Below are 24,929 nucleotides of genomic sequence, written 5' to 3' on the forward strand. Positions count from 1 at the left end.
CCTGGCGCGCCGGTTTCGGGCGCGGAAATGTCCTTTCACGCTGGAAACAAAACCTTGGCCCTCGACCGGAAAGACCTCGCCATCCTCGCGGAACTCACGACCAATGCGCGGGCCAGCCACACCGAGCTTGCCAACAAGATCGGCTTGTCGAGCACGGCGATGGCGCGGCGGCAGAAGGCGCTGGAGGACGATGGCTACATCCAGGCCTATCAGGCCACGCTCGATCTGGCGCAGTTTGGCCTGACTACGACGGTGCTGGTCCGGATCGCGCTGGAGAGCCAGAGCGACGACGCGCTGAAGGCGTTCGAGGCGGAGGTGGTGAAGTGCCCCTCCGTCGTGCGCTGCTTCCTGATGTCGGGCACAGACGACTACATCCTGATCGTGCTCGCCCGCGACATCCAGGATTTCGAACGCATCCACCGTACCGAGCTGTCGCGCCTGCCGCGCGTCGCGCGGGTGCAATCGAGCTTCGCGCTGCGCGAGATCGTCAACCGCGCCGTGCCGACCGTGGTGTTCGGCGAGGCGAAGCGCTGACCGCTGCGCCGCGGGCGCGCCCAATTCCCGGCAAGGAACCAAGCGGCCGCTTGTCCGTTGCACGCCATTGGCCAGCGGAAGCGATGTGTCCCCGCGTCAGCACGGCTGACGTCTCGGCTCGATCGCCTGCAGGGAGCAGGACATGGGCGATGCCACGCATGAAATTCCAGAACGCACTCCGATTCATCTCATCGTCAATGGTGTCAGTCGCACCCTTGATCTTCTGCCCTGGACCACGCTGCTGGACGCATTGCGTGATCATCTTGCGCTGACGGGTACGAAGAAAGGCTGCGATCACGGCCAATGCGGCGCCTGCACCGTGCTCGTCGACGGTCGGCGCGTCAATTCATGCCTGACGCTCGCCATCATGAAGGATGGCGCCGAGATCACCACGATCGAAGGCCTCGCCAAGGACGGCGCGCTGCATCCCCTGCAACAGGCCTTCATCGATCACGACGCATTCCAATGCGGCTATTGCACGCCAGGACAGATTTGCTCGGCGGCCGGCCTCCTGGCCGAAGGCCACTCCAGGGACGCTGACGAGATCCGGGAATTGATGAGCGGGAATCTCTGCCGCTGCGGCGCCTATCCCAACATCGTGGCTGCGATCGAGCAGGCAATGGGCCGGTCATGAACAACTTCCAGTATTCCCGCGCAAGCGATGTTGCTGACGCCATTCGCCTGCTGGCCGCCGATCCGAGCGCGAAGCTGATTGCCGGCGGCACCAACCTGATCGACCTGATGAAGCAGAATGTCGAGCGGCCCTCCCGGCTGATCGACATTTCCCGCCTGCCGCTCCGCGACATCGAGGAAACGCCCGACGGTGGGCTGCGCATCGGCGCATTGGTGCCGAATTCGGATCTCGCCTACCACCCGGTGATCGAGCAGCGCTATCCCCTGCTCGCCAGCGCCATCCTGGCCGGCGCCTCCGCGCAACTGCGCAACATGGCCTCGGTCGGCGGCAATCTGATGCAGCGAACGCGCTGCGCCTACTTCTACGACACGGCGACGCCTTGCAACAAGCGAAGCCCCGGCTCCGGCTGCTCGGCACTCGATGGCCTCAACCGCAACCACGCAATCCTCGGCACCAGCACGTCCTGCATCGCGACCAATCCATCCGACATGAGCGTGGCGCTGGCCGCGCTCGGCGCGCTCGTGCACATCGCTGGCCCGACCGGTCAGCGCACCATCGCGCTGACCGATTTCCATCGGCTTCCGGACGACAAGCCTCACGTCGATACCAATCTCGGCAGCGGCGAGATCATCACCGCAATCGAGCTGCCGCCGCGCGGCTTTGCGCAGAACTACAGCTATCTGAAGATCCGCGATCGGCTGTCCTACGCCTTTGCCTTGGTCTCGGTTGCGGCCGCGCTCGAACTGGAAGGAAACGCAATCAGCGAAGCGCGCCTGGCGCTCGGCGGCGTGGCCCACAAGCCGTGGCGAAGCCTCGAGGCCGAAGCGGCTTTGCGCGGCCAGGCGGCAACGCCGGACCATTTTGGGCACGCCGCCGATCTGTTGCTGCAGGGAGCAACCGCTCGCTCGCACAACGGCTTCAAGATCGAGCTCGCGCGCCGAGCCGTCGTGCGTACGCTGATGCAGGCCGCAAACGCCACACCGCAATCACAAGCTCACAAGAAGATCGCGTGAGGGCCCGATGAACGCCTATGTCGGAACACCAACCTCCCGCGTCGATGGCCGGGCCAAGGTCACCGGCGCCGCCAAATATGCCGGCGAATTCGCAGCAGACCGCCTCCTCCATGGCTTCGTCGTCGAGGCCACCATTCCGCGCGGGCGCATCGCTCGGCTTGACCCCAGCGAGGCGCTGAAGGTGAAGGGCGTGGTCGACGTGCTCACCCATGCGCATCGCCCGGCGCTCGCCGACAAGGACGAAGCCTGGAAGGACGAGGTGGCACCGGAGAAGGGCTCGCCGTTCCGCCCGCTCTATGACGACAGGATCAAGTTCAACGGCCAGCCGATCGCGTTGGTCGTGGCGGAGGACTGGGAAACCGCCAAATTCGCCGCAAGCCGCGTTCGCATTGAGTACGAGCAGGAGGCGTTTGCGACCGATCTCGAATCCGAACGCGGCAAGGCTGCCAAAGTGGATCAGCCGCACAAGCGGCGCGGTGACGCGGCAGCAGCGCTGACGCGGGCGGCCGTCCATCATGAGGCGGACTATGTCATTCCGAGCGAGCATCACAACCCAATGGAGCTGTATGCGACAACTGCCGTCTGGGACGGCAACGGCAGGCTTACGGTCTATGACAAGACCCAAGGCGTCCAGAACATCCAGAAGTTTCTCTGCAGCGTTTTCGGAAAGAAGCCGGACGACATCCGCGTGCTCTCGCCCTATGTCGGCGGCGCCTTCGGCTCCGGTCTGCGGCCGCAATACCAGGTGGTCTTGGCAACGCTTGGCGCGCTCGCGCTCAAGCGGCCCGTCCGTGTCGTCCTGACACGGCAGCAGATGTACGGCCTGGGCTACCGTCCGATGACCATCGAGCACGTTGCGCTCGGCGCAAAGCCCGACGGCACGCTCGATGCCGTGACCCACGAAGCGATTGCCGTCACCTCGCGGTTTGAGGATTTCTCGCGCAACGATACCGGCTGGGGGGAGCAGCTCTACAAGAGTCCCAACAGCCGCCTCTCCCACAAGCTCGTCCACCTCGACGTCGCCACCCCCTGCGACATGCGCGCGCCGGGCGCGGCATCGGGCGTCTGCGCGCTCGAATGCGCCATGGACGAATTGGCCGTCGCGCTCAAGCTCGACCCGATCGAGCTGCGGCTGAAGTGCTACTCGGATCTCGACCAGAGCGAGAACCTGCCCTACACCAGCAAGCAGTTGCGCGCATGCTACGCCCGCGGCGCAGAAGCCTTCGGCTGGGCCCGGCGCAATCCCGCGCCGCGCTCCATGCGCGACGGCAACGACCTGGTCGGCTGGGGCATGGCGACAGGCGTGTGGGAGGCACTGCAGATGCCAGTCGCCGTCCGCATCGTTCTGACGTCGAACGGCCATGCCGAGGTCTCCTGCGCCGCATCCGACATCGGCACCGGCACCTACACCATCGTGTCGCAGGTAGCGGCCGACGCCCTCGGGCTGCCGATCGAGAACATCAGCGTCAGGCTCGCGGACTCGACCCTGCCGCAGGCGCCGGTGGAAGGCGGCTCGTGGATGGCCGCCTCGAGCGCGCACGCCGTTTTAGGAGCGGCCGAGGAGATTCGCCGGGAACTCGCGCGTCACGCTAAGGCGATGCCTGCCTCGCCACTCGGCAGCGTCGATGCGTCGGACATCATTCTCGTCGACGGAACCGTCGCCAAGGCCGGCGACAGGAACCGTGCCGTCTCGATCGCCGATGCAATGCGCCACAGCAAGCTCGAGCGGATCGAAAGGGAGAAGCTCAACGAGTTCGCCGAGGACAAGTCGCATGCCCGCAACACGCATTCGGCCGTTTTCGCCGAGGTGAAGGTCGATGAGCAGCTCGGCGTCATCCGCGTGACGCGGGTCGTGAGTGCGGTCGCCGCCGGACGCATCCTGAACACCAAGACGGGCCGCAGCCAGATCATGGGCGGCGTGGTCTGGGGAATCGGAATGGCGCTGCACGAGGAGACGGTGATGGATCACCGCTTCGGTCGCATCATGAACGCGAACATCGCCGAGTACCACATTCCCGTGAATGCCGACATTCACGACATCAACGTGATTTTCGTCGATGAGCCGGACGAGCGGATCAACAGGCTGGGTGTCAAGGGTCTCGGCGAGATCGGCATCGTCGGCGTGCCTGCGGCGATTGCGAACGCCGTCTACCATGCCACCGGCAAGCGCATCCGGCGCTTCCCGATCACACTGGACAAGCTAATGGATTGAGCCGCAGACCGCTCGAACCCTCCCGTAGCGCTCAGGCTCTTGTCATCCAACTGTCATCGAATGTGCCGAGAGCTGTATCTCTGCCACATTCGGGACCCGACATGGACTATTTCAAGCGCTTCAACTTCCTGTTCGCCGCACCTGTGTTCGACGCCGACGATCTCGAAGGCGTCCGTTTCAATCAGATCATCGAGGAGATCCAGCGCTCCGGCTTCGAGGTGGTCCGAGCCCGCAAGCTGGAGGATGCCGAGATGGCGGTGCAGACCGATGCCGCGATCGGCTGCATGGTGGTGGACTGGGGCAAGAAGGGCCTCGAGGGCAGACCTCGGCGCTGATCAATCTGATGAGGCGCCGGGGCCTCGATTTCCCCATCATCCTCTTGATCCGTCGCAAGCGGTTCGAGGATTTGCCGGTCGAAGTGCTCGATTTCATCGACGGTTATGTCTTCCTGTCGGAGGAGACGCCGACCTTCATCGCCAAGAACCTGATCAGCCGGCTGAAGCAATATGCCGAGACGCTGAAGACGCCGTTCTTCGGCGCGCTGGTCGACTATGCCGAGGAAGGCAACCAGCTCTGGACCTGTCCGGGGCACAATGGCGGCGTGTTCTACAACCGCAGCCCGATCGGGCGCGTCTTCGTCGAGCATCTCGGCGAATCCGTATTCCGCGACGACCTCGACAATTCCGTGCTCGATCTCGGCGACCTCCTCACCCATGAAGGGCCCGCGCTGCGGGCGCAGAAGGAAGCTGCCCAGATCTTCGGCGCGGAGAAGACTTATTTCGTGCTCAACGGCACCTCGACATCGAACAAGGTCGCGCTCGGCGCACTCGTCACCGACGGCGACCTCGTGCTGTTCGATCGCAACAACCACAAGGCCGCCCATCACGGCGCACTGATGATCAATGGCGGTGTCCCGGTCTACGTGCCGACCATCCGCAACGCCTGGGGCCTGATCGGCCCGATGCGCTGGGACATGCTCGATGAGAAGGCCTTGCGCGAGACGATCCGCAATCACCCGCTGGTCACCGACAAGGACGCCTGGCGCAAGGAGCGGCCGTTCCGTGTCGCCGTGGTCGAGCAGTGCACCTATGACGGCACCATCCACAGCGCCGACATGATCCTGAAGCGCATCGGCCATCTCTGCGAGTACATCCTGTTCGACGAGGCCTGGGCCGGCTTCATGAAATTCCACCCGCTCTATGCCGGCCGCTTTGCCATGGGGCTTGCGAACCTTCCCCCCGAGGCGCCCGGCATCATCGCGACGCAGTCGACCCACAAGCAGCTCGCGAGCTTCTCGCAGGCATCCCAAATCCACATCAAGGACCGCCATATCCGCGGCCAGAAGCGGCGCGTCGAGCACCGCCGCTTCAACGAGAGCTTCATGCAGCACGCGTCCACGTCACCGTTCTATCCGCTGTTCGCCTCGCTCGACGTCGGCGCACAGATGATGAAGGGCCGCTCCGGCGAAGTGCTGTGGGACGACACGATCCGCCTCGGCATCGAGCTGCGCAAGAAGATCCGCGCGATGCGCCGGGAGTTCGAGGAGAAGGAGCAAAATCCGGACCGGCGCTGGTTCTTCGAGCCGTTCGTGCCGGATCGCGTCGCCATTCCCGATGTCAGCCGCCCTGGCGCTGCGCACAACGTCGCGTGGGAAACGCTCTCGACCGACGAACTCGCCACCAATCCCGCGCTGTGGCAGCTCTCCCCCGACAGCACATGGCATGGTTTCCCCGGCCTCACCGAAGGCTTTGCCATGACCGACCCGAACAAGCTGACGCTGCTGACGCCCGGCTTCGACCGCACCACCGGCGCCTATGCCGAGCACGGCATCCCCGCACCGGTCGTCGCGCAATATTTGCGCGAGAACCGCATTGTCCCCGAGAAGAACGACCTCAACTCCCTGCTCTTCCTGCTCACGCCCGGCGTCGAGGCCAGCAAGGCTGGCACGCTGATCTCCGGACTCGTCGCGTTCAAGAAGCTCCACGACGACAATGCGCTTCTGGCCGACGTCATCCCCGAGTTCCATCAGCGGCGGCAGGCACGCTATGCCGGCGTGCGACTGCGCGACCTCTGTGGCGAGATGCACCGCTTCTTCCGCGCCGCCGATGTCAGCGCGCTCCAGGCGCGGCAGTTCATGCCCGAGCACATGCCTGAGATCGCGATGCCGCCCCGCGAAGCCGCGCGTTATCTGTTCCGCAATGACGTGGACTACCTGCCAATCGAAGCGATCGCGGGCCGCATCGCGACCACGCCCTTCGTGGTCTATCCGCCCGGCATCGCCACCATCGTTCCGGGCGAAAGGCTTACGGAACGAGCCAAGCCCATGATCGACTATCTCAAGATGTTCGAGACCTGCTTCAACACATTTCCAGGGTTCGACGTCGAAATCCAAGGCGTCTACAAGGAGATCGATGCGAACGGCCGCATCGGGCTCTATACTTTATGTCGTTGCCGAGTAGGTGCCGATGAACGAAACAGCGATCGCGCGCACAGGGGACGACCAGGTCCAGATCCGCGCCTCACGCGAAAGCGATGTCGAGGCGATGCTGGCGATCTACCGCCATCATGTCCGCGCTGGCGTGCCGCGCGATGTCGAGGGAACCGGCGCGCCCGAGCCGGACGACCTGCGCGACCGACGCAAGAACCTGAAGCAGACCCGCCTGCCGCATCTGGTCGCGACCTATCGCGGCGAGGTGGTCGGCTATGCCTATGCCGTGCTGTTCCGCAAGCGGCCGGCCTATCGCTACACTGCCAAGCATTCCATCTACGTCCACCACGGGCATCTCGGCCGCGGGATCGGACGGCTGCTGCTCCAGGACCTGATCGACGCCTGTGCGGCGGCCGGCTTCCGCCAGATGATCGGCTATATCGATGCCGACAATGCGCCCTCGCTGGCGCTGCACGAGAAGTTCGGCTTCGCGCGCGCCGGCCTGCTCTGCGGCGTCGCCTATCGCCACGGCCGCTGGTCCGATACCGTGATGGTGCAGCGGTCGCTCGGCGCGGGCACGACAGCACCTCCGCCCATCACGGCGCCCGGCCGGTAGAGCATGATCCGGAAAAGTGTGCAGCGGTTTTCCGAAAGGATCATGCTCAAACAATAACCTAAAGCGCGATGACAATCTCATCGCGATTTAGATCTTCATGACGGAAAATCGGCCGGTCTGACCTGAATGCGGTCGGCATGCAGGGACCAATGATGCAACGCCTGGTCCTTGCAGAACTTCGCCTTGGCCCGCTCCTTGGCCTCGTCCTCGTCGGCGGCGTCGATCTCGAGCGTCCCCTGGCAGACCTCGATCTGCCGGCCGTACTGACCGAGCACGTCCTTCATGAACCTGACGACATAAGTTGACATGGGACCTCCTGGTGCCCCCGGTCAGCCCCGGCGGCACTCTAATCCCATTTAGGCCGGACAGGGAAAGGAGATTTTGACGCGGATCAAGGTCGGGACGCTGTTTTCTTCGCTCCGTCATTCCGGGGCGGCTCGCAGGGCCGAGCCTGGAATGACGAGAAGAGAGGGTAGCCGTCCCTACCCCGGCATCACGCCGAACGCCTGCTTGAAGCGCTCCGCATACCGCGGCCAGACCTCGGGATTGATGATGCGCGGCGGGCGCTTGCCGTCCAGCACATCCAGCACCTGCTCGGCGGCGATGCGGCCCATGTTCTGGCGCGCCTCGATCGTCACGCCCGCGGTATGGGGGCTCGCCAGCACGTTGTCGAGCTGGAGCAGCGGATGCTCCGGCGGCGGCGGTTCCTTGGACCAGACGTCGAGGCCGGCGCCGGCGATGCGCTTGTCGCGCAACGCCTGGAGCAGCGCGTCCTCGTCGTGGATGAAGCCGCGCGCCGTGGTGATGAAATAGGCATGCGGCTGCATCAGCGCGAATTCGCGCACGCTGATCATGTTGCGGCTGCCCTTGTTGAGCGGACAGGAGATCGAGACGAAATCGGCGCGGCGCAGGAGCTCGTCGAGCTCGACCTTCTCCCCGCCCCGCTCGGCCATCACCTCGGCCGACAAATAGGGGTCATAGGCCAGCACTTTCATGCCGAGCAGGCCCTTGCACAGCGCGGCGATGCGGCGGCCCACATTGCCGAGGCCGATGATGCCGACGGTCTTGCGCTCGACCTCGTTGCCGACGAGCTCGTTGCGGTTGACGTCGCGCTCGCGGCGCAGCCTGCGGTCCGACTGGATGATGCGCTTGGACAGCGTTAACATCATCGCCAGCGCGTGCTCGGCGACCGAATGGGCGTTGCCGCCGGACTGGTTGACGACCACGACGCCGGCGGCCGTGCAGGCCTCGACGTCGACCGGGTCGAAGCCGGCGCCGTTGCTGGAGACGAGCAGCAAATTCGGCGCGCGCTTCAGGAAAGCGGCATCGACATGGAAATGCGGAGCGAGCTCGTCGCGGGCGGCGCCGACCTGGTAGACATGGGTAGCGCCGAGGAGCGGCGCATAGACGTCTTCGGGGCTGCCGTTCTCGATGCGATCGAGCCGGACGTCGGGCCGTGCCTTGAGGATGTCGATATAGATCGGATTGGCCAAATAATTGGAGTAGACGACACGCTTGCTGTTGACCGACATCAGGACCCTTCCGGCTCTCCAGGGATCAGCAAGGCCAGCGCGGCGCGCCCCCCCTCCCTGCTTCCTCCCACTCTTTCGTTGCCGCACTTATGACATGGCGGTGCCGGCCACGGCAGGCCGTCTGGCGCAGATCACGGTGCCGGCCCGGACATGTTGACAATCCCGCCTGCTGCGTCAAGTTCAGGAGAGCGCCGCGACGGCCGAAGACCAACAAGCATACAACGCGGCTCAAGGGAGAACGCAATGGCGATTGCGGAGCAGCAGACCTCGCCGCAGGCGACGCAAGGGGCCGGCGACAAGAGCTGGCATGACATCGTCCTGCAAACCCTGAAGCGGAACGAGATCAGCCTCGTGCCTTACGTGCCCGATCGGGTGTTGACACCGCTGATCAGGAACCTGCAGGCCGATCCCTTCTTCACCACCTTTGCCACCGCCCGCGAGGAGGAAGCGGTCGGCATCGTCTCGGGCGCCTGGATGGGCGGCCGCCGCGGCGCGGTGCTGATGCAGACCTCGGGTTTTGCGACGCTCGCCAACGTTCTGGCCTCGCTCGCAGTGCCCTACCAGATCCCGCTGATCATGTTCGTATCCGAGCGCGGCACGCTCGGTGAGTTCAATTACGGTCAGTCGCTGGTCTGCCGCACCATGCGCCCGGTGCTGGACTCGCTGGCGCTGGAGCATCACACCATCACCCGGCTCGATGAGCTCGAATTCATCACGGACCGCTCGATCAAGCAGGCCGTCACCACGCAGGCGCCGGTGGCGCTGATCCTGAGCCCGCTGCTCACCGGCGGCAAGGTGTTCGACAAGTGAGGCCGGCGAAATGAGTTCAAATCTGAATGCGCGCAACACCAAGGTGATGAACCGTTTCGACGTCACCTCGCGCCTGATCGCGAAGCTCGGAAACGAGGAAGCGGTGATCGGCGGCATCGGCAACACCAATTTCGATCTCTGGGCCGCCGGCCACCGCCCGCAGAATTTCTACATGCTGGGCAGCATGGGCCTCGCCTTCCCGATCGGACTCGGAGTGGCGCTGGCGCAGCCCGACCGCCGCGTCTTCGCGCTGGAAGGCGACGGCTCGCTGCTGATGCAGCTCGGCGCGCTCTCGACGATTGCAGCCCTGAAGCCGAAGAACCTCACGATGATCGTGATGGACAATGGCATCTACCAAATTACCGGCGCGCAGCCGACACCGGCCGCTGATGTCGCCGACATCGTCGCCATCGCCGTCGGGTCCGGCCTCGCCAACAGCGCCTGGGCTGCAGACGAGGAGGATTTCGAGCGGCTGATCGAGGATGCGATGGCGGCTAACGAGCCGAGCCTGATCGCGGTCCGGATCGACGACAAGCCGGGCGTCGGCACCACCCGGCGCGACCCCGTGCAGATACGGGAACGCTTCATGCACGGCCTCGGCGTGCGCGAGCCACTTTAATATTTCGTCATTAACCACACGTCGATCTGATGGCGGGACTATACGGCCCGGTGCAAATCTGTGCTAAGCGAGCCTGATGTCCCTTTTGGTTCGTTCCTTTGCCTGGCTGCTCGCGGCCGCCGTCACATTCGCAACCCTTGGTCCCCCCGGCCTCCGGCCGCATTCCGACTTCGGCCAGGACGGCGAACATGCGCTCGCCTTTATCCTGGTGGGACTGGCCTTCGGCCTCGCCTATCGGCAGCGACGCCTGCTGACCGCAGCGGCCGCGGTCGTGCTGATCGGCGTGCTCGAACTGATGCAATTTTGGGCACCCGGTCGCCATGCGCGGCTGGAGGATTTTCTGGTCGACGCTCTCACGGCTTGCCTGGGCTTTGTGCTCGCGGCCGCCGCCGATTGGGCCACCGCCCGGCTTCGCGCAAATTCGGTCCTGACGAGCGAAGGCCCCGCGGAGTGACACTCCGCAGGGCCCATTTTATCAGCGCGTAGCTTGCGCAGATCAGTCGATGATCTTGACGACGCGGCGCGTGCGCGGCTCGACGATCACGCGGCGATCATTCACGACCGCGTAGCGATACTCCGTGTAGTTCGGTACCGGGCGCAGCACCACGGTCGGCGGCAACGGCTCGCCAACCACGACGCGCTCGCGGATCACCACGGAATCATCGCGCGGGAGTCCGCCCAGAATCGCATTCGGAATTTCCAAACCTGCGCCAACGGCCGCACCGACGGTGCCGCCGACCATCGCGCCGACCGGGCCGCCGATGTCGCCGCCCGCACGCGCGCCTTCCGCGGCGCCTTGGGCGGTGGTCGATTGAGCAAAGGCTGCGCTCGACGCCAGCAGCGACGCAGCAGCCAACGTAATCGCAAGACGGGTTTTCATGTCCTTACGCCTCCAGTGATTGTTGTGCACCTTCAACCCGCAGGGCCGGAGCATTGTTCCGGTTCCTGACGGCCAAAGACGCGTCAATTCTGGAGACTGTTACCCGGTAACAGTCTAGGCCGCGGCGATCTCATGCCCCGCCATTAGTTCCAGCGCCCGCACCATCGCCGAATGATCCCAGGCCTTGCCGCCATGAGCGGTGCAGGACGAGAACAATTGCTGCGCCACAGCCGTGCTCGGCAGCGAGAGGCCGAGCGCACGCGCGCCTTCGAGCGCGAGGTTGAGATCCTTCTGGTGCAGCTCGATGCGGAAGCCGGGATCGAAATTGCGCTTCACCATGCGTTCGCCATGGACTTCGAGAATCCGCGATGATGCAAAGCCGCCCATCAGCGCCTGCCGCACCAGCGCCGGATCCGCGCCGGCCTTCGACGCAAACAACAGCGCTTCGCTCACCGCCTCGATCGTCAGCGCGACGATGATCTGGTTGGCGACCTTCGTGGTCTGCCCGTCGCCATTGGCCCCGACCCTGGTGACGTTCTTGCCCATCTTGTCGAACACCGGCTTCATGATGTTGAAGGCACGCTCGGGCCCGCCGACCATGATGGTGAGGCTCGCCGCCTTGGCGCCGACCTCGCCACCCGACACCGGCGCGTCCAAATAATCCGCACCGAGCGCCTCGATCTTCTTGGCGAACTCCTTCGTCGCCAGCGGCGAGATCGAGCTCATGTCGACCACGATCTTGCCCTTTGAGATGCCGCTCGCCACACCGTCCTTGCCAAACAGAACGGCTTCCACATGCGGCGTATCCGGCACCATGATGATGACCGCGTCCGCCTCCTCGGCGACCTGCTTACCCGATTTGCAGGCGACGCCACCGGCCGCGATCAGATCGGGCGCGACCGGCGTGGCATCATGCAGGAAAACGCGATGGCCCGCCGCCAGGAGATGGCCGGCCATCGGCCGTCCCATGGTGCCAAGTCCGATGAAGCCGATGTTGGTCATGTCTGTTTCTCTCAGTTGAATTGGCGAAATTTGATCGGCGCGCTCGATGCACCTCTCCCGCTTGCGGGAGAGGTCGGCACGCAGTGCCGGGTGAGGGCTTTATCCGCTTGGGGACTTTCAACGGATATTGGCGAGCCCCATCGCGGAGACACCCTCTCCCCAGCCCTCTCCCGCAAGCGGGAGAGGGAGCCCACTGCCGCCGCGTCTGCTCACGTCTCGAACGTCTGCGCCGCGTGCCACGAGAGTCCTTCCAGCGTCGTGGTGCGCGGCTTGTATTCGCAGCCGATCCAGCCGCGATAGCCGATCGCGTCGAGGTGGCGGAACAGGAAGGGATAGTTGATCTCGCCGGTGCCGGGCTCGTGGCGGCCGGGATTGTCGGCAAGCTGGATGTGGGCGATCTGGGGCAGATATTCCTGCATGGTGCGGGCGAGATCGCCCTCCATGATCTGCATGTGATAGATATCGTACTGGATGAACAGGTTGTTCGACCGCACTTCGGAGATCAGCTGCACCGCCTGCTCGGTGCCGTTGAGGTAGAAGCCGGGAATATCGAGCGTGTTGATCGGCTCGACCAGCAGCTTGATGTTCTCGCGCGCCAGCGTCGAGGCCGCAAAGCGCAAGTTTCCAACCAGCGTCTCGTTGAGCTCGCGCCGGTCGGCATCGGCAGGCGCGATGCCGACCAGGCAATTGAGCTGCTCGCAATCGAGCGCCTTGGCGTAGTCGATGGCGCGGAACACGCCGTCGCGGAATTCGGCGGTGCGTTCGGGCAGGATCGCGATGCCGCGCTCGCCCGCCGCCCAGTTGCCGGCCGGCAAATTGTGCAGCACCTGCGTGAGGCCGTGCGCCTCGAGCTGCTCACGCAGCTGCGCCTTATCGAAATCATAGGGAAAGAGATACTCGACCCCGGAAAATCCCGCAGCCTTCGCAGCGGCGAAGCGGTCGAGAAACGGCATCTCGTTGAAGAGCATGGTGAGATTGGCGGCGAATTTCGGCATGATGCTCTCCCCTTATTCTGCCGGCTGCAACACGCCAGCTCGAGCACTTCCGACCTCGTCGAGCGGCAGATCCAGCACATCCTCGAACTCGACGATGTTGTCGATCTCCGTACCCATCGCGATGTTGGTCACGCGTTCGAGGATGAATTCGACCACCACCGGCACGCGGTGCTTGGCCATCAGTTCGCGCGCCGTCGCGAACGCCGCTTGCGTGTCGTTCGGGTCAGTGACACGGATCGCTTTGCAGCCGAGGCCTTGGGCGACGGCAACATGGTCGACACCGTAGACGCCGATCTCGGGCGCGTTGATGTTCTCGAAAGAGAGCTGGACGTGATAGTCCATGTCGAAGCCGCGCTGGGCCTGGCGGATCAGGCCGAGATAGGAATTGTTCACGACGACGTGGATGTAAGGCAGATTGAATTGCGCGCCGACCGCGAGCTCCTCGATCAAGAACTGGAAGTCGTAGTCGCCGGAGAGCGCGACGATCTCTCGCTCCGGACACGCCGCACGCACCCCGAGCGCTGCCGGCAGCGTCCAGCCGAGCGGCCCGGCCTGCCCCGCATTGATCCAGTTGCGCGGCTTGTAAACGCCGAGGAATTGCGCGCCGGCGATCTGCGACAAGCCGATCACGGTGACATAAGTGGTGTCGCGGCCGAAGGCCTTGTTCATCTCTTCGTAGACGCGCTGCGGCTTGATCGGCACGTTGTCGAAATGGCTCTTGCGCAGCATCGTCTTCTTGCGATCGCGGCAGGACGCGGGCCACGCCTGGCGCTCGCGGAGCCTGCCTGACCGGCGCCACTCCCTGGCGACGGTAACGAACAATTCGAGCGCAGCCTTCGCGTCAGAGACGATGCCGAGATCGGGATTGAACACGCGTCCGATCTGCGTTGGCTCGATATCCACGTGAACGAATTTGCGGCCCTTGGTGTAGGTCTCGACCGAGCCGGTGTGGCGATTGGCCCAGCGATTGCCGATGCCGAGCACGAAATCGGATTCCAGCAGCGTGGCGTTGCCGTAGCGGTGGCTGGTCTGAAGCCCGACCATGCCGGCCATCAGCACGTGATCGTCGGGAATCGCTCCCCACCCCATCAGCGTCGGCACCACAGGCACGTTCGCGATCTCGGCGAATTCCACCAGCAGATCCGAGGCATCGGCGTTGATGATGCCGCCGCCCACGACGATCAGCGGACGCTCGGCAGCATTGAGCATCTCCAGCGCCTTTTCGACCTGCTTGCGCGTCGCAGCCGGCTTGTAAACCGGCAGCGGCTCATAGGTCTCGTCGTCGAACTCGATCTCGGCGAGCTGCACATCGAGCGGCATGTCGATCAGCACCGGGCCCGGGCGGCCGGAGCGCATCACATGAAAGGCCTGGCTGAACACGCGCGGCACCAGTGCGGGCTCGCGCACCGTCACTGCCCATTTGGTCACCGGCTTTGCGATCGATTCGATGTCGACGGCCTGGAAATCCTCCTTGTAGAGCCGTGCCCGAGGCGCCTGTCCGGTGATGCAGAGGATCGGAATGGAATCGGCGATGGCCGAATAGAGCCCGGTGATCATGTCGGTGCCGGCCGGCCCCGAAGTGCCGATGCAGACGCCGATATTTCCGGCCTTGGCCCGCGTATACCCTTCCGCCATGTGCGAAGCGCCCTCGACATGGCGCGCCAGGATGTGGCGGATCGAGCCGCGCTTCTTCAGCGCCGAGTAGAGCGGATTGATCGCCGCGCCGGGAACCCCGAAGGCAGTGGAGATGCCTTCCTTCTCCAGAATACGCACGGCTGCATCGACGGCTCGCATCTTCGCCATATCGGACCTCGCTTGGTTGCGTCAGCGAGCGAGATGATCGGGCGCGCAAGATGCGATCTCAACGAGATCGATTTTATTTTCCACGATGCGGCAGCCGCGGAAAAATCGCGGCGGTCTCAATCGGTTAGATGGAGAAATGCGTGAAAGCGCCTCACTCGAACAGCGGCGCCAGCTCCATCTGCGGCACCAGCACGAGGCCCTTGTCGGTGATGCGAATTTCCGGAATGACCGATAGCGGAATCAAATTGAAGCCCATGTAGGGGATGGTGCAGCCGGCCTCTGCCCATTCCTTCTTGAGCGCCTTGACCTCTTCGGCCACTTCCGTGACGCGCTTGTCCGAGAGCAGGCCCGCAATCGGCAGCGGGACCAGTGCCCTCACCTTGCCGTCGGCCACCACACAGACGCCACCCTGGCGCTCCCTGATCGCCGATATCGCGACCTGCATATCGCCCTCGTCGGTTCCAGCGACGATGATGTTGTGGCTGTCGTGCCCAACGCTGGAGGCAACCGCGCCGCGCTTGAGGCCAAAATCCTTCAACAGGCCATACGCGACGTTGCCGGCGGACTTGCCATGACGCTCGACCACGGTAACGAAACACAGGCCGTAGCGCGCGAACAGCGACGGCCAGTTCTTGGCGGGCTCGATCGCGACCTTCTCGTGGATCAGCGTGATGCCGGGCGGCGCAGTCTTGATCGCATTGACGGTGCAAGGTTTTGCCGGCAGTTCCGGCGTCAGCTTGACCTTTTCGGGCAGTTTCACGGTGGCATAAGCAGCCTTCGGATATTGATAGCGCTGCGACAGCGCCTGATCGAGCCGGGAGGTGATCTTGCCGTGCTCGACCACGAGCTCGCCGCCATACCAGGTGCATTGCGGCTTTAGCTGAGCGTCCATCAGCACGAGATCGGCGCGGCGGCCGCCACCGAGCCCGCCGATATCGCCCTCCATGGCGAAGCGCGTGGCACCATGCAGCGAGCCCATCGACCAGGCCTGCTCCGGCGACATCCCCGCCTTCACGGCCTCGCGCACCACCCAATCGAGGCCGAACAGCAGCAGGTCGTCGGCATCGCGGTCGTCGGTGCACACGGCCGTGCGCTTGTGCGAGGCTCCGAGCTCGGTGATGGTCCGGATTGCCTGCGGCAGCGAATGCCAGGGCGTCGTCGGCGGACCGCCGCGCAGGAAAACCCAGACGCCGGCGTCGAGCAGGTCGTCGGCGATGTCGCGGTCGATCGCCTCGTGCGTGTCGGTGACGCCGCTCGCCGCATACGCCGCGACGAATTCGCGGCCATAGACGTGACCGGACACCGGCCGGCCCCGCTTCAATGCCGCCGCCAGGATGGCGTGGCTGCGTTCGTCGCCCATCGTCACCGGGACAAAATCCATCTTCTCGCCGAGCGCGACCGCCTCGGGCCAACGGTCGAACAGCCCGGCAATCTTGTCCGGCGTGAGGTCGCCGCCCGCTGTCTCCAATTCCGCCGACGTTGCCGGCACTGTGCTCGGCACTGTCAAAAAGATGGAGAGCGGCGCCTCGCGGGCATCCTCGAGCATCGCCTCGACACCGGCGACGTCCATGACGTTGCCGATCTCGTGGCTGTCGCAGAAGATCGTGGTGGTGCCGTTGAGCAGCGCGGCCTCCGCATAGGCGCAGGCCGTCACCATCGAGGATTCGATGTGGATGTGGGGATCGACGAGGCCGGGCGCGATGATGCCGCCGGCCGCGTCATAGAGCGGCACGTCACTCCACACCTTCTTCGCTGCACCGGCCGGCTTCACCGCCGCGATGCGGCCGCCGGTAATCCAGACTTCCCGGCCCGGATGGATACGTTCCGAATAGGTCGAGAGCACCCGCGCGCCGGTGACGATCAGATCCGGCGCGGCGCGTGCGGATGCGACATCGGTGAGGCGCCGCGTCATGCTGTGCAGCGGCGCGACGGAGAAGCGGGTGAGCTTGGTCATCGGGGCTCTCGCGTGGGAATGGGCAGCCCGGCGATGGTTGCCGCCGATGGCGGCGAGGGCAACTCAAATATACGGCACCCGTGCTTACGGATTGGGCAGACGCGCCCCGCCTTCTAATTTCCGCTATGGCATGTACTCATAAATCACGCGCTTAGTTTGGGCGCTCCAGATGTCCGCTCGTCCCTCAACAGTGGCACAAACAGCAGACATAGTTGAAGGTCGCCGATGGGCCAAATTCCGGACATTCGGCCGCAGTGTCTTCGTGCGTCGCCACCTGTCCCCGGATGCGTCAGGTGACGTAGAATATCACTGCCCTTGAGGCGGGACGTGCCGAAATCACCGTCCGGGTAAATGAGCAGCACTGGTGCTATCGGCAGGCACGCTCTCTTAGAGACCGTCCTTTTTTCGGTTTCGCTCCACCGTTCACCACGAACTTTGCGCGCTGCTTATGCAACGGCTCGTTCGGTAATGTCGGGAGAAAAGCGATGAGCAAGGTCGATCGAAGGTCTGCACTGGGATTCGGGTTGGCAGCGGCTTCGGCTGCCATGATCAAGCCAGCCGCCGCGCAAACCGCAGGCTACAAGGATACGACGCCTTGGCCAGGTGTCGTGGTGCGTGAATATGAAGGCGAGACACCATCCCTGATCCCAGGTTTTAAGACCGTCTCAATGCGCGATATCATCATGCAGCCGGGGTCGAAGACCATGGGGCCCCCGATGATGAATGCCATGGTCTGCCATATCACCGAAGGGGAGCTTCGGCTTGACCAGGAGGGAAAGACCTTTACGGGCAAGAAGAATTTTGTCTGGACCTGCAACAAGGACACGAAAGAACAGGCGTACAACGATGGGAGTGTGGTCGCGATTATGCGGATCACGGACCTGAAGGCTTAAGGCTCATTTCTTCGGGGGCGGATGGCGCACGCGACGCGCGCCATCCGCGCCGGAGCCGATCACCTGGTGCCGTGTATGAACACTTGCATCTCCTCCAGGGTCAGCTTGCCATCCTTATTGCTGTCCATTGCCTTGAAAATCCGCTCGTGAGCTGCCTGAAACTCCTGCAGTGAGATGGTCCCATCGCCGTCGGCGTCCATCAGAGCGAACATCATGCGCATCATAAAGGGTGATCCCATCGCGCTCCCACCCATCATGCCGCGCCCCATCATACGTCCTCCCATCATTCCGTGCCCCATCATGCCGCCTTGCCCCATCGTGCTCGCGCCTTCCTGGCCCGTGGGATGGGATTGCATTTGTTGCTGATCTGGCTGGGGTGTCATTCGGTCTTGTGCGATCGCACCGACCGGGCCGTACGTCAGCATGAGAGCAGATATCGTGAGTCCCAGAACGCGCGTGTACATTTCGAACCTCCTCCGAAACGTGTAGCCTGTCTCATTAATTCGGCACGAGTAATATTGATCCTCTGGTCCCAGCCTTCGCCTACGCACCCCGCACACACGACGACCGCGTGCAAGAGCAGCTTCGGGTCAGAATCGGCGGTCTGCACTGCCTGCAAGCTGCTTCCGGTCTACACTAAGCAGCCGACGCTCGGACGAGCTTCGAGCTAGGCAGCATCGGGCCAACGGCGGGAACCCCTTATGATGTTACCCATACCCATTTTGCAATTGTGTCGGCGTGGCGCTCGGATCTAATTGAATGATCCTGCAACAGCAGAATTCGCCTCCGCGTCGCATGTGCTTGGAGTTTCATTTTTGCGGTTAAGAGCTTTCGCATCTGAATTGGATTTCGAGGCGAAAAGCATATGCGAATTCAAACAAAGTTTGAGGTTGTCGCCATATGCCGCTCGAAATGCGATGGGGCGGATGGTTCGCATCGGGCTGCAGCGATGCTTGTAAGCGGAGTTGGTAACCGGCTTCTGGCAGCACTGCCGACCGCGGACCTCGATCTTCTGGTACCCGACCTACAGATGGTAACTCTCGATCGGGAAGAGGTCGTCTCGCGGATGGGGGATCATACCGAGCACGTCCTCTTCCCTCATAGTGGCGCCGTTTCGGTGATGGTCGATATGGCGAATGGGCAGACGGTCGCCAGCGCCGCAATAGGGCGCGAGGGGGCAGTGGGCACTCTTTCCGTGCTGGGGCCGTCCCCTGCGGCCGTTACGGCTATCGTTCGTGCCGAGGGGACGGCCTCGCGGATCCCGGCAGCGCGTTTCCATGCCGCTTTCAGCCGGAGTCCTGCGATCCGGCACGTAGTCCAGCTGCACTTCAAGGCGATGCTGATACAGTTTCAATTGGGCGGGGCTTGCAACGCACTGCATCCCGTCCAAGCCCGCATGGCACGCTGGCTGCTTCAACTTCACGACAGCATCAACCACGACGTCCTGCCTCTCACCCAGGACGCGCTTTCGCAGATGTTGGGTGTACGACGAACGACGGTGACGCTACTGATGCGCAATCTGCGCGCTTCCGGAGCGATCAGATCTGAGCGGCGAGGCGAAATCGAGATCGACTCATCGCGGCTCGCTGCGGTGGCGTGCGAATGTCGCGACACCATGCGGCTCGAACTCGAGAAGATCTTCTCTATGGGTGCAGCGGCATCTCGCGTTTTCGATCTGCCGATCCAGTAGATGAAACGGGCGATGCTAGCCGTTTCGGCGCGTCCGCGTAAAACCGGCGAGCACGATGCTCGAATAGCATCGCCGGATGCGCATCCTTCTGACCGGGCTGCGGCCCAATGCGGTGAGGATCTCCCACCCCAACGTCCGTAACGGGTCAAAAGCGCTGGTCAATGACCCGCCGGCCCAGCAACTCAAGCGCTGAAGCGGTCCATATCGGATGCGCTATTCGAACGCTGCGCGTTGAGGTCGGCTATGGGGTCATGAGCGGCGGTCACCGCAACCATCGTACAACGTCCGGTCCCCCGCAGACGGCCGACATGGCGGCGGCTCGTTCTTTGTTCAGCTTAGGGCCAATAATTGGCGACCACGGACGCGCGCCGACCTATCCGTTTGCACGCAACCAAAGCGGCGCTGGGACAGCGTGACTGTCGGATCACATCGCTTGCGCGAGTAGAAGTTTGAGCATTGAATCAGCGACGACACCCACACCTGCAAGTGGTTTCTCGGGTATGCCTGCCGCTCTCGCAGGATGAAGCGATGCAGAGATTCGCCTGGCTTTGGGCGCGTGATGGCTTCATGCGTAGCTGAACCGGAGAGGTACGCCTAGTCGGTCCTGCCAACTGATTGAGAGTAGCCACACGCGCCTCATGCGCGCACCTAGCGCGGTAGACGGCCAACAAACGGGAGGAGAACAATGAGCACCTGGCTTAGTGAGCGAGAACAGCGTCTCGTCGCGGGCGCGGAGGCGGCATCGGCGGCAACGCCTATCCCGACCCAGATTATCTCCAATGGCGAGTATCTCCCGCCCCCGCAGAGCGATACGCAAAAGAAGGTCGAGGCACGGATCAACGAGCTCGCTGATGTTAACGGCAGGCACCTCGGCTTGAGCCGCAGGCAGTTCTTGCACACGGGCTGCGGCATGGCGGCAGCGTTCCTCGCCATGAACGACATCTACGGCAATGTTTTCCAGGTCGCGCCCGCTGAAGCCCGCGAGCCCGAACTGATGCTGGCCCGCGCGCAGAGCCTTGCGGGCCAATTCATCTTCGACGTCCAGACTCATTTCGTGCGGGACGACTTCGACCATAAGGAGCTGTTGGGGCTGGCGGACTTTGCGAGCCAGCACTGGAATCCGAAGATGAAGGAGGAAGGCGTCTCTTCGCTCGCCCGCTACAAGTTCCAGAACTATGTGAAAGAGATCTACTACGACAGCGACACCAACATGGCGCTCCTGAGCGGCGCGCCCTTCGACGACCCGAGTTGGTGGCTGCTGTCCAATGAGCAGATCGTCAAGGCGCGAGAACTGATCAACGACTTCGCCGGTTCGCGCCGCCTGCTGGCGCATAGCGTCATCACCCCCAAGCAACCCGGCTGGATGGACGAGGTGGACAAGGCAATCGAGGTCTACAAACCGGATTCCTGGAAGTCCTACACGATTGGCGATCCGCTGGCGCCCTCGAAGTTCCCATGGCGGCTCGACGACGAGCAGGTGATGTATCCGTTCTACGAGAAAGCGGTGAAGGCCGGCATCAACACACTGTGCATCCACAAGGGGTTGCTGCCGCCCGATTACGAGAAGTCGTTCGCCGGCGTCTGGGAATATGCAACAGCGTGGGACATCGGAAAAGCCGCGAAGGATTGGCCGCAGATGAACTTCGTGATCTATCACTCGGCGCTGAGGCCGTTCCTCGAGCTACCCGATCACGCGTGGGCGGATTTCGAGCAGACCGGCCGTATCCAGTGGGCCACCGATCTCGCGGAAGTCCCGCAGAAGTTTGGCGTCGCCAACGTCTATGCCGAGCTCGGCACGTCCTTTGCCAACTCGGCGGTGGCGCATCCGAAGTTCTGCGCCGCGCTGATCGGCACGCTGATAAAGGGGATGGGTGTTGACCACGTCATGTGGGGCACCGACTCGGTCTGGTACGGCTCACCACAGTGGCAGATCGAGGCGCTGCGCCGGCTCGAAATCCCCGAGGATATGCAAAAGAAGTACGGCTTTGCGGCGCTTGGCGATGCCAACAGCGCTACCAAGCAGCTGATCTTCGCGGGCAACGCAACCAGATTCTACAAGATCAAGCTGAAATCGGCCGAGAATACCAGGATGCCGGCCTTTTCCGAGGACCGCCTCGCGGCGCTCAAGAACGAGTACACGCAAGCTTCGAAGCAACCGTCGAACCTGCGCTACGGCTACGTTCGCGCCGCCTAGGACCGATGCCAACAGCGTGGGCAAGCTCCGCCGGCAATGGATGCGCGGCCAAATCCGACTTCGGCTCAGGGTCACCAATGCTTTGGCCGATTAGAGATTCCCGCTCGGCCCTCAGGAGCCGACATTACTTTATGAGGACACGCCCTAACTAATCCTCATTCGCCTTGAACCGCCCGAGCCCCTTCAACACGAAGGGCGCCAGCAGCGCGATCAGTGCGACGCCAAGCAGGGTCGCCGAGATCGGGCTCTGAACCAGCGCCATGGGATCGCCGAGGCTGATCGCGAGCGCCCTGCGCAATTGGCTCTCGGCGATCGGGCCGAGGATCAGGCCGACGACGACGGGCGCGATCGGAAAATCGAACCGGCGCATCAAAAAGCCAAACACACCAAAGCCGGCCAGCATCGACAATTCGACCACCGACGGCTTTGCCGCGATGGTGCCCATGGTCGCGAACACGAGGATGCCGGCATAGAGCCACGGCTGGGGGATCGCGAGCAATCGCACCCACAGGCCGACCAGCGGCAGATTGAGCACAAGCAGCATCGCGTTGGCGATGAACAGGCTGGCAATCAGGCCCCACACCAGATCCGGCCGTTCGGCGAACAGCAGCGGGCCCGGATTGAGGCCGTATTGCTGGAAACCCGCCAGCATCATCGCGGCCGTCGCCGACGTCGGCAGCCCGAGCGTGAGCAGCGGCACCAGCGTGCCGGCGGCGGAGGCATTGTTGGCGGCTTCCGGTCCCGCGACGCCTTCGATCGCGCCCTTGCCGAACTCTTCCGGATGTTTCGTGAGCCGCTTCTCAGTCGAATAGGACAGGAAGGTCGGAATTTCCGCGCCGCCTGCGGGCAATGCGCCGATCGGGAAGCCGAACATGGTGCCGCGCAGCCATGCTTTCCACGAGCGCTTCCAATCCTGCTTCGTCATCCACAGCGAGCCGCGCACCGGCTCGAGCTTCTCCTCGGTGTGGTGGCGGCGCGATGCGACGTAGAGCGCCTCGCCCACCGCGAACAGGCCGACCGCAAGCGTCGTCACCTCGACGCCATCGAGCAATTCAGGCACGCCGAACGTAAGCCGCGCCTGACCGGTCAGCTTGTCGATGCCGACGAGACCGAGCGTCAGGCCGATGAACAGGCTGGTCAGGCCTCGGACCGGGGAATCGCCGAAGGTCGCCGACACCGTGACGAAGGCGACGCACATCAGCGCGAAGTAATCCTCGGGGCCGAAGCGCACAGCGAAATCGACCAGCCATGGCGCGAGGAACGCCAGCCCGATGGTCGCGATGGTACCGGCGACGAAGGAGCCGATCGCGGAGGTCGCAAGCGCCGGCCCGCCGCGGCCGGCCTTGGCCATCTTGTTGCCTTCGAGCGCCGTCGCCATCGAGGCGCTCTCGCCGGGCGTGTTAATGAGGATCGCGGTGGTCGAGCCGCCATACATGCCGCCATAGTAGATGCCGGCGAACATGATCAGCGAGCCGCCGGGATCGAGCTTGTAGGTCACCGGCAGCAGCAGCGCGACCGTCAGCGCCGGGCCGATGCCGGGCAGCACGCCCACGGCCGTGCCGAGGAAGACGCCGATCAGCGCATAAAGCAAATTCATCGGCTGGACGGCGACCGCCATGCCATGCGCCAGAGCGGCAAAAGTGTCCATCACAGCAGTCGCTCCAGGGGGCCGGCCGGAAGGCTCAGCGTCAGCAGCCGGTCGAACGCGAGATAAATGAGGGTCGACATCACGAGAGCGATGATGGAATCGACGAGGATGGCACGGCGTCCAAACGCCGCCGACGTCGTGACGAACAGCGCCGAGGTCGCCAGGATGAAGCCGCCGCCGAAGCCGATGATGGCGGTCAGAAGCGCAAGGCCAATGAGGATCAAGACCACCGGCACGGGATCGGAGCTCTCGCGCGCCGGCAAATTTCCGCGCAGCGCGTCGATGAAATTGCCGATCGCAAGCAGCCCAAGGCCGGAGGCGACCACAACCGGCATCGCCTCGGGCCCCATCCCGTACATCGCGGCGGATTGCAGGCCGCGCGCATCCCAGAGCAGGACCGCGGCGAGCACCGCAAGCAATGCAGCGATGACGAGGCCGGCGCGATCGACGCGCCGCGCCGGCTGGACGGGATCGCCTGAGGTCATGATTTGACCAGGCCGACCGATTTCAGCACGTCGGTGACGCGCACCGTTTCCTTTTTCAGGAAGTCGGCAAAGGCATCGCCGCCGAGATAGGCATCCTCCCAGCCCTTCTGCTTGAGAATCTCCTTCCAGGCGTCCGACTTCACCATCTTCTCGACCGCATCGCTAAGTGTCTTGCGCTGCTCCGGCGTGATGCCCGGAGGCGCGACCACCGAGCGCCAGTTTGCGATCACGAGGTCAATGCCTTGCTCCCTAAAGGTCGGGATGTCGCTGCCGGCGATGCGCTTCTCCGAAGTCACGCCGATCGCGCGCAGCTTGCCGGACTTGATCTGCCCTTCATATTCACTCAGCCCGGAAATGCCAGCGGTGACCTTGCCGCCGAGAATGGCGGCGAGCGACTCGCCGCCGCCGGAGAACGGGATGTAGTTGATCTTCTTCGCGTCGGCGCCGACGGCGCCGGCGAACAGCGCCGCCATCACATGGTCGACGCCGCCGGCCGAGCCGCCGGCAAAGGTCACCTTGGCGATATCGGCCTTCACCGCAGCGGCCAGATCCTGCCCGGTCTTGATCGGCGAATTCGCGGGCACCACGATCACCTGGATCTCCTCGGTGAGGCGCGCGATCGGCGTCACCTGGTCCAGCGTGACCGGCGACTTGTTCATGGCGAGCGCGCCCACCATGACGAAGCCGTTGACCATCATCTGGTTGCCGTCGCCCTTGGCCCCGTTGACGAACTGCGCGATGCCGACGCTGCCGCCCGCGCCGGGAACGTTGGTGACCTGCACGCTGCGGGCCACGCCCGAGGCCACCAGCGCCTGCTGCATCGACCGCGCGGTCTGGTCCCAGCCCCCGCCCGGTGCCGCCGGCGCCATCAGCTTGAGCTCGAGCTGTTGGGCAAAAGCCGGATTGGCTGCCGCGAGGGTCAGCGCGACGGCTGCGCCGACAAGGCGCGCGGGAAAGTGAAACATGGGGGTATCTCCAGGCTCGTGC

Annotated in this window: 22 protein-coding genes and 1 pseudogene; 12 read left to right on the top strand and 11 right to left on the bottom strand. The window is 63.8% G+C overall.

The features are described from left to right. Window positions 1-54: 54 nt before the first annotated feature. The 6 genes and pseudogenes from ACR9YP_RS31850 (at window position 55) to ACR9YP_RS31875 (ending at window position 7,437) form a co-directional block, all read left to right on the top strand. Window positions 55-534, top strand: coding sequence for an Lrp/AsnC family transcriptional regulator (locus ACR9YP_RS31850; RefSeq protein ID WP_164934551.1), 480 nt, complete (start codon window positions 55-57; stop codon window positions 532-534). A 142-nt stretch (window positions 535-676) separates the two neighbouring features. After that, window positions 677-1,168, top strand: a complete 492-nt coding sequence (locus tag ACR9YP_RS31855; protein WP_438109662.1) for a (2Fe-2S)-binding protein — start codon at window positions 677-679, stop codon at window positions 1,166-1,168. Further along, window positions 1,165-2,181: an FAD binding domain-containing protein gene (locus tag ACR9YP_RS31860; RefSeq protein ID WP_438109663.1), complete on the top strand. Its 1,017-nt coding sequence runs from the start codon at window positions 1,165-1,167 to the stop codon at window positions 2,179-2,181. Before ACR9YP_RS31855 ends, ACR9YP_RS31860 begins: the two co-directional genes overlap by 4 nt. 7 nt (window positions 2,182-2,188) lie before the next feature. Further along, window positions 2,189-4,393: a xanthine dehydrogenase family protein molybdopterin-binding subunit gene (locus ACR9YP_RS31865; RefSeq protein ID WP_474217832.1), complete on the top strand. Its 2,205-nt coding sequence runs from the start codon at window positions 2,189-2,191 to the stop codon at window positions 4,391-4,393. A 101-nt stretch (window positions 4,394-4,494) separates the two neighbouring features. Further along, window positions 4,495-6,852 (top strand): annotated as a pseudogene (locus ACR9YP_RS31870) (Orn/Lys/Arg family decarboxylase). Between the two features lie 6 nt (window positions 6,853-6,858). Further along, on the top strand, window positions 6,859-7,437 hold the full coding sequence (locus ACR9YP_RS31875; RefSeq protein WP_438109665.1) for a GNAT family N-acetyltransferase: 579 nt from the start codon (window positions 6,859-6,861) through the stop codon (window positions 7,435-7,437). Window positions 7,438-7,532: 95 nt separating this feature from the next. On the opposite strand, the gene ACR9YP_RS31880 is transcribed toward ACR9YP_RS31875, so the two are convergent. Further along, a complete protein-coding gene (locus ACR9YP_RS31880) occupies window positions 7,533-7,745 on the bottom strand; it encodes a hypothetical protein (RefSeq protein ID WP_164934549.1) in 213 nt (70 codons plus the stop codon). Window positions 7,746-7,919: 174 nt separating this feature from the next. Then, entirely contained in the window at window positions 7,920-8,969 is a 1,050-nt protein-coding gene (locus ACR9YP_RS31885) for a hydroxyacid dehydrogenase (RefSeq protein WP_438109667.1), read from the bottom strand. 243 nt (window positions 8,970-9,212) lie between these two features. Here ACR9YP_RS31885 and ACR9YP_RS31890 point away from each other — a divergent pair, with 243 nt between their 5' ends. From ACR9YP_RS31890 to ACR9YP_RS31900, 3 genes are all read left to right on the top strand, one after another. After that, window positions 9,213-9,779: a thiamine pyrophosphate-binding protein gene (locus ACR9YP_RS31890; RefSeq protein ID WP_438109669.1), complete on the top strand. Its 567-nt coding sequence runs from the start codon at window positions 9,213-9,215 to the stop codon at window positions 9,777-9,779. Window positions 9,780-9,789: 10 nt separating this feature from the next. Then, window positions 9,790-10,398, top strand: coding sequence for a thiamine pyrophosphate-dependent enzyme (locus ACR9YP_RS31895; protein WP_438109671.1), 609 nt, complete (start codon window positions 9,790-9,792; stop codon window positions 10,396-10,398). Between the two features lie 76 nt (window positions 10,399-10,474). Next, complete coding sequence (locus ACR9YP_RS31900) at window positions 10,475-10,852, top strand: VanZ family protein (protein WP_091892286.1); 378 nt, start codon at window positions 10,475-10,477, stop codon at window positions 10,850-10,852. A gap of 42 nt (window positions 10,853-10,894) precedes the next feature. On the opposite strand, the gene ACR9YP_RS31905 is transcribed toward ACR9YP_RS31900, so the two are convergent. From ACR9YP_RS31905 to ACR9YP_RS31925, 5 genes are all read right to left on the bottom strand, one after another. Beyond that, entirely contained in the window at window positions 10,895-11,278 is a 384-nt protein-coding gene (locus ACR9YP_RS31905) for a DUF1236 domain-containing protein (RefSeq protein WP_130219524.1), read from the bottom strand. Window positions 11,279-11,392: 114 nt separating this feature from the next. Next, entirely contained in the window at window positions 11,393-12,295 is a 903-nt protein-coding gene (locus tag ACR9YP_RS31910; RefSeq protein ID WP_438110843.1) for a 2-hydroxy-3-oxopropionate reductase, read from the bottom strand. Between the two features lie 194 nt (window positions 12,296-12,489). Beyond that, entirely contained in the window at window positions 12,490-13,275 is a 786-nt protein-coding gene (hyi, locus tag ACR9YP_RS31915) for a hydroxypyruvate isomerase (RefSeq protein WP_438109673.1), read from the bottom strand. Window positions 13,276-13,287: 12 nt separating this feature from the next. Continuing rightward, window positions 13,288-15,078, bottom strand: coding sequence for a glyoxylate carboligase (gene gcl / locus ACR9YP_RS31920; RefSeq protein ID WP_474217833.1), 1,791 nt, complete (start codon window positions 15,076-15,078; stop codon window positions 13,288-13,290). Between the two features lie 151 nt (window positions 15,079-15,229). Then, window positions 15,230-17,032 carry an adenine deaminase C-terminal domain-containing protein gene (locus ACR9YP_RS31925; RefSeq protein ID WP_438109677.1) on the bottom strand — a complete coding sequence of 601 codons (1,803 nt, stop codon included), beginning with the start codon at window positions 17,030-17,032 and terminating at the stop codon, window positions 15,230-15,232. Between the two features lie 485 nt (window positions 17,033-17,517). Here ACR9YP_RS31925 and ACR9YP_RS31930 point away from each other — a divergent pair, with 485 nt between their 5' ends. Then, window positions 17,518-17,925 (top strand): hypothetical protein, encoded by a 408-nt coding sequence (locus ACR9YP_RS31930; protein ID WP_438109679.1) that lies wholly within the window; start codon window positions 17,518-17,520, stop codon window positions 17,923-17,925. Between the two features lie 59 nt (window positions 17,926-17,984). Here ACR9YP_RS31930 and ACR9YP_RS31935 read toward each other — a convergent pair whose 3' ends face one another. Beyond that, complete coding sequence (locus ACR9YP_RS31935; protein ID WP_091892272.1) at window positions 17,985-18,389, bottom strand: EF-hand domain-containing protein; 405 nt, start codon at window positions 18,387-18,389, stop codon at window positions 17,985-17,987. Between the two features lie 485 nt (window positions 18,390-18,874). On the opposite strand from ACR9YP_RS31935, the gene ACR9YP_RS31940 reads away from it, so the two are divergent. Further along, window positions 18,875-19,615 carry a Crp/Fnr family transcriptional regulator gene (locus tag ACR9YP_RS31940; protein WP_438109681.1) on the top strand — a complete coding sequence of 247 codons (741 nt, stop codon included), beginning with the start codon at window positions 18,875-18,877 and terminating at the stop codon, window positions 19,613-19,615. A gap of 685 nt (window positions 19,616-20,300) precedes the next feature. Further along, the gene (locus ACR9YP_RS31945; protein WP_438109683.1) at window positions 20,301-21,809 is read left to right on the top strand and encodes an amidohydrolase family protein; all 1,509 of its coding nucleotides are present in this window, start codon (window positions 20,301-20,303) and stop codon (window positions 21,807-21,809) included. Between the two features lie 148 nt (window positions 21,810-21,957). On the opposite strand, the gene ACR9YP_RS31950 is transcribed toward ACR9YP_RS31945, so the two are convergent. Genes ACR9YP_RS31950 through ACR9YP_RS31960 form a run of 3 tightly spaced genes read right to left on the bottom strand, consistent with a single transcriptional unit; the run spans window position 21,958 to window position 24,907 of the window. After that, window positions 21,958-23,457 carry a tripartite tricarboxylate transporter permease gene (locus ACR9YP_RS31950; protein ID WP_474217834.1) on the bottom strand — a complete coding sequence of 500 codons (1,500 nt, stop codon included), beginning with the start codon at window positions 23,455-23,457 and terminating at the stop codon, window positions 21,958-21,960. After that, window positions 23,457-23,942 carry a tripartite tricarboxylate transporter TctB family protein gene (locus tag ACR9YP_RS31955; protein WP_438109684.1) on the bottom strand — a complete coding sequence of 162 codons (486 nt, stop codon included), beginning with the start codon at window positions 23,940-23,942 and terminating at the stop codon, window positions 23,457-23,459. The genes ACR9YP_RS31950 and ACR9YP_RS31955 overlap by 1 nt, the downstream gene beginning before the upstream one ends. After that, window positions 23,939-24,907, bottom strand: coding sequence for a Bug family tripartite tricarboxylate transporter substrate binding protein (locus tag ACR9YP_RS31960; RefSeq protein ID WP_474217835.1), 969 nt, complete (start codon window positions 24,905-24,907; stop codon window positions 23,939-23,941). Before ACR9YP_RS31960 ends, ACR9YP_RS31955 begins: the two co-directional genes overlap by 4 nt. Window positions 24,908-24,929: the final 22 nt, after the last annotated feature.

The sequence above is a fragment of the Bradyrhizobium sp. BR14999 genome, assembly GCF_056106085.1.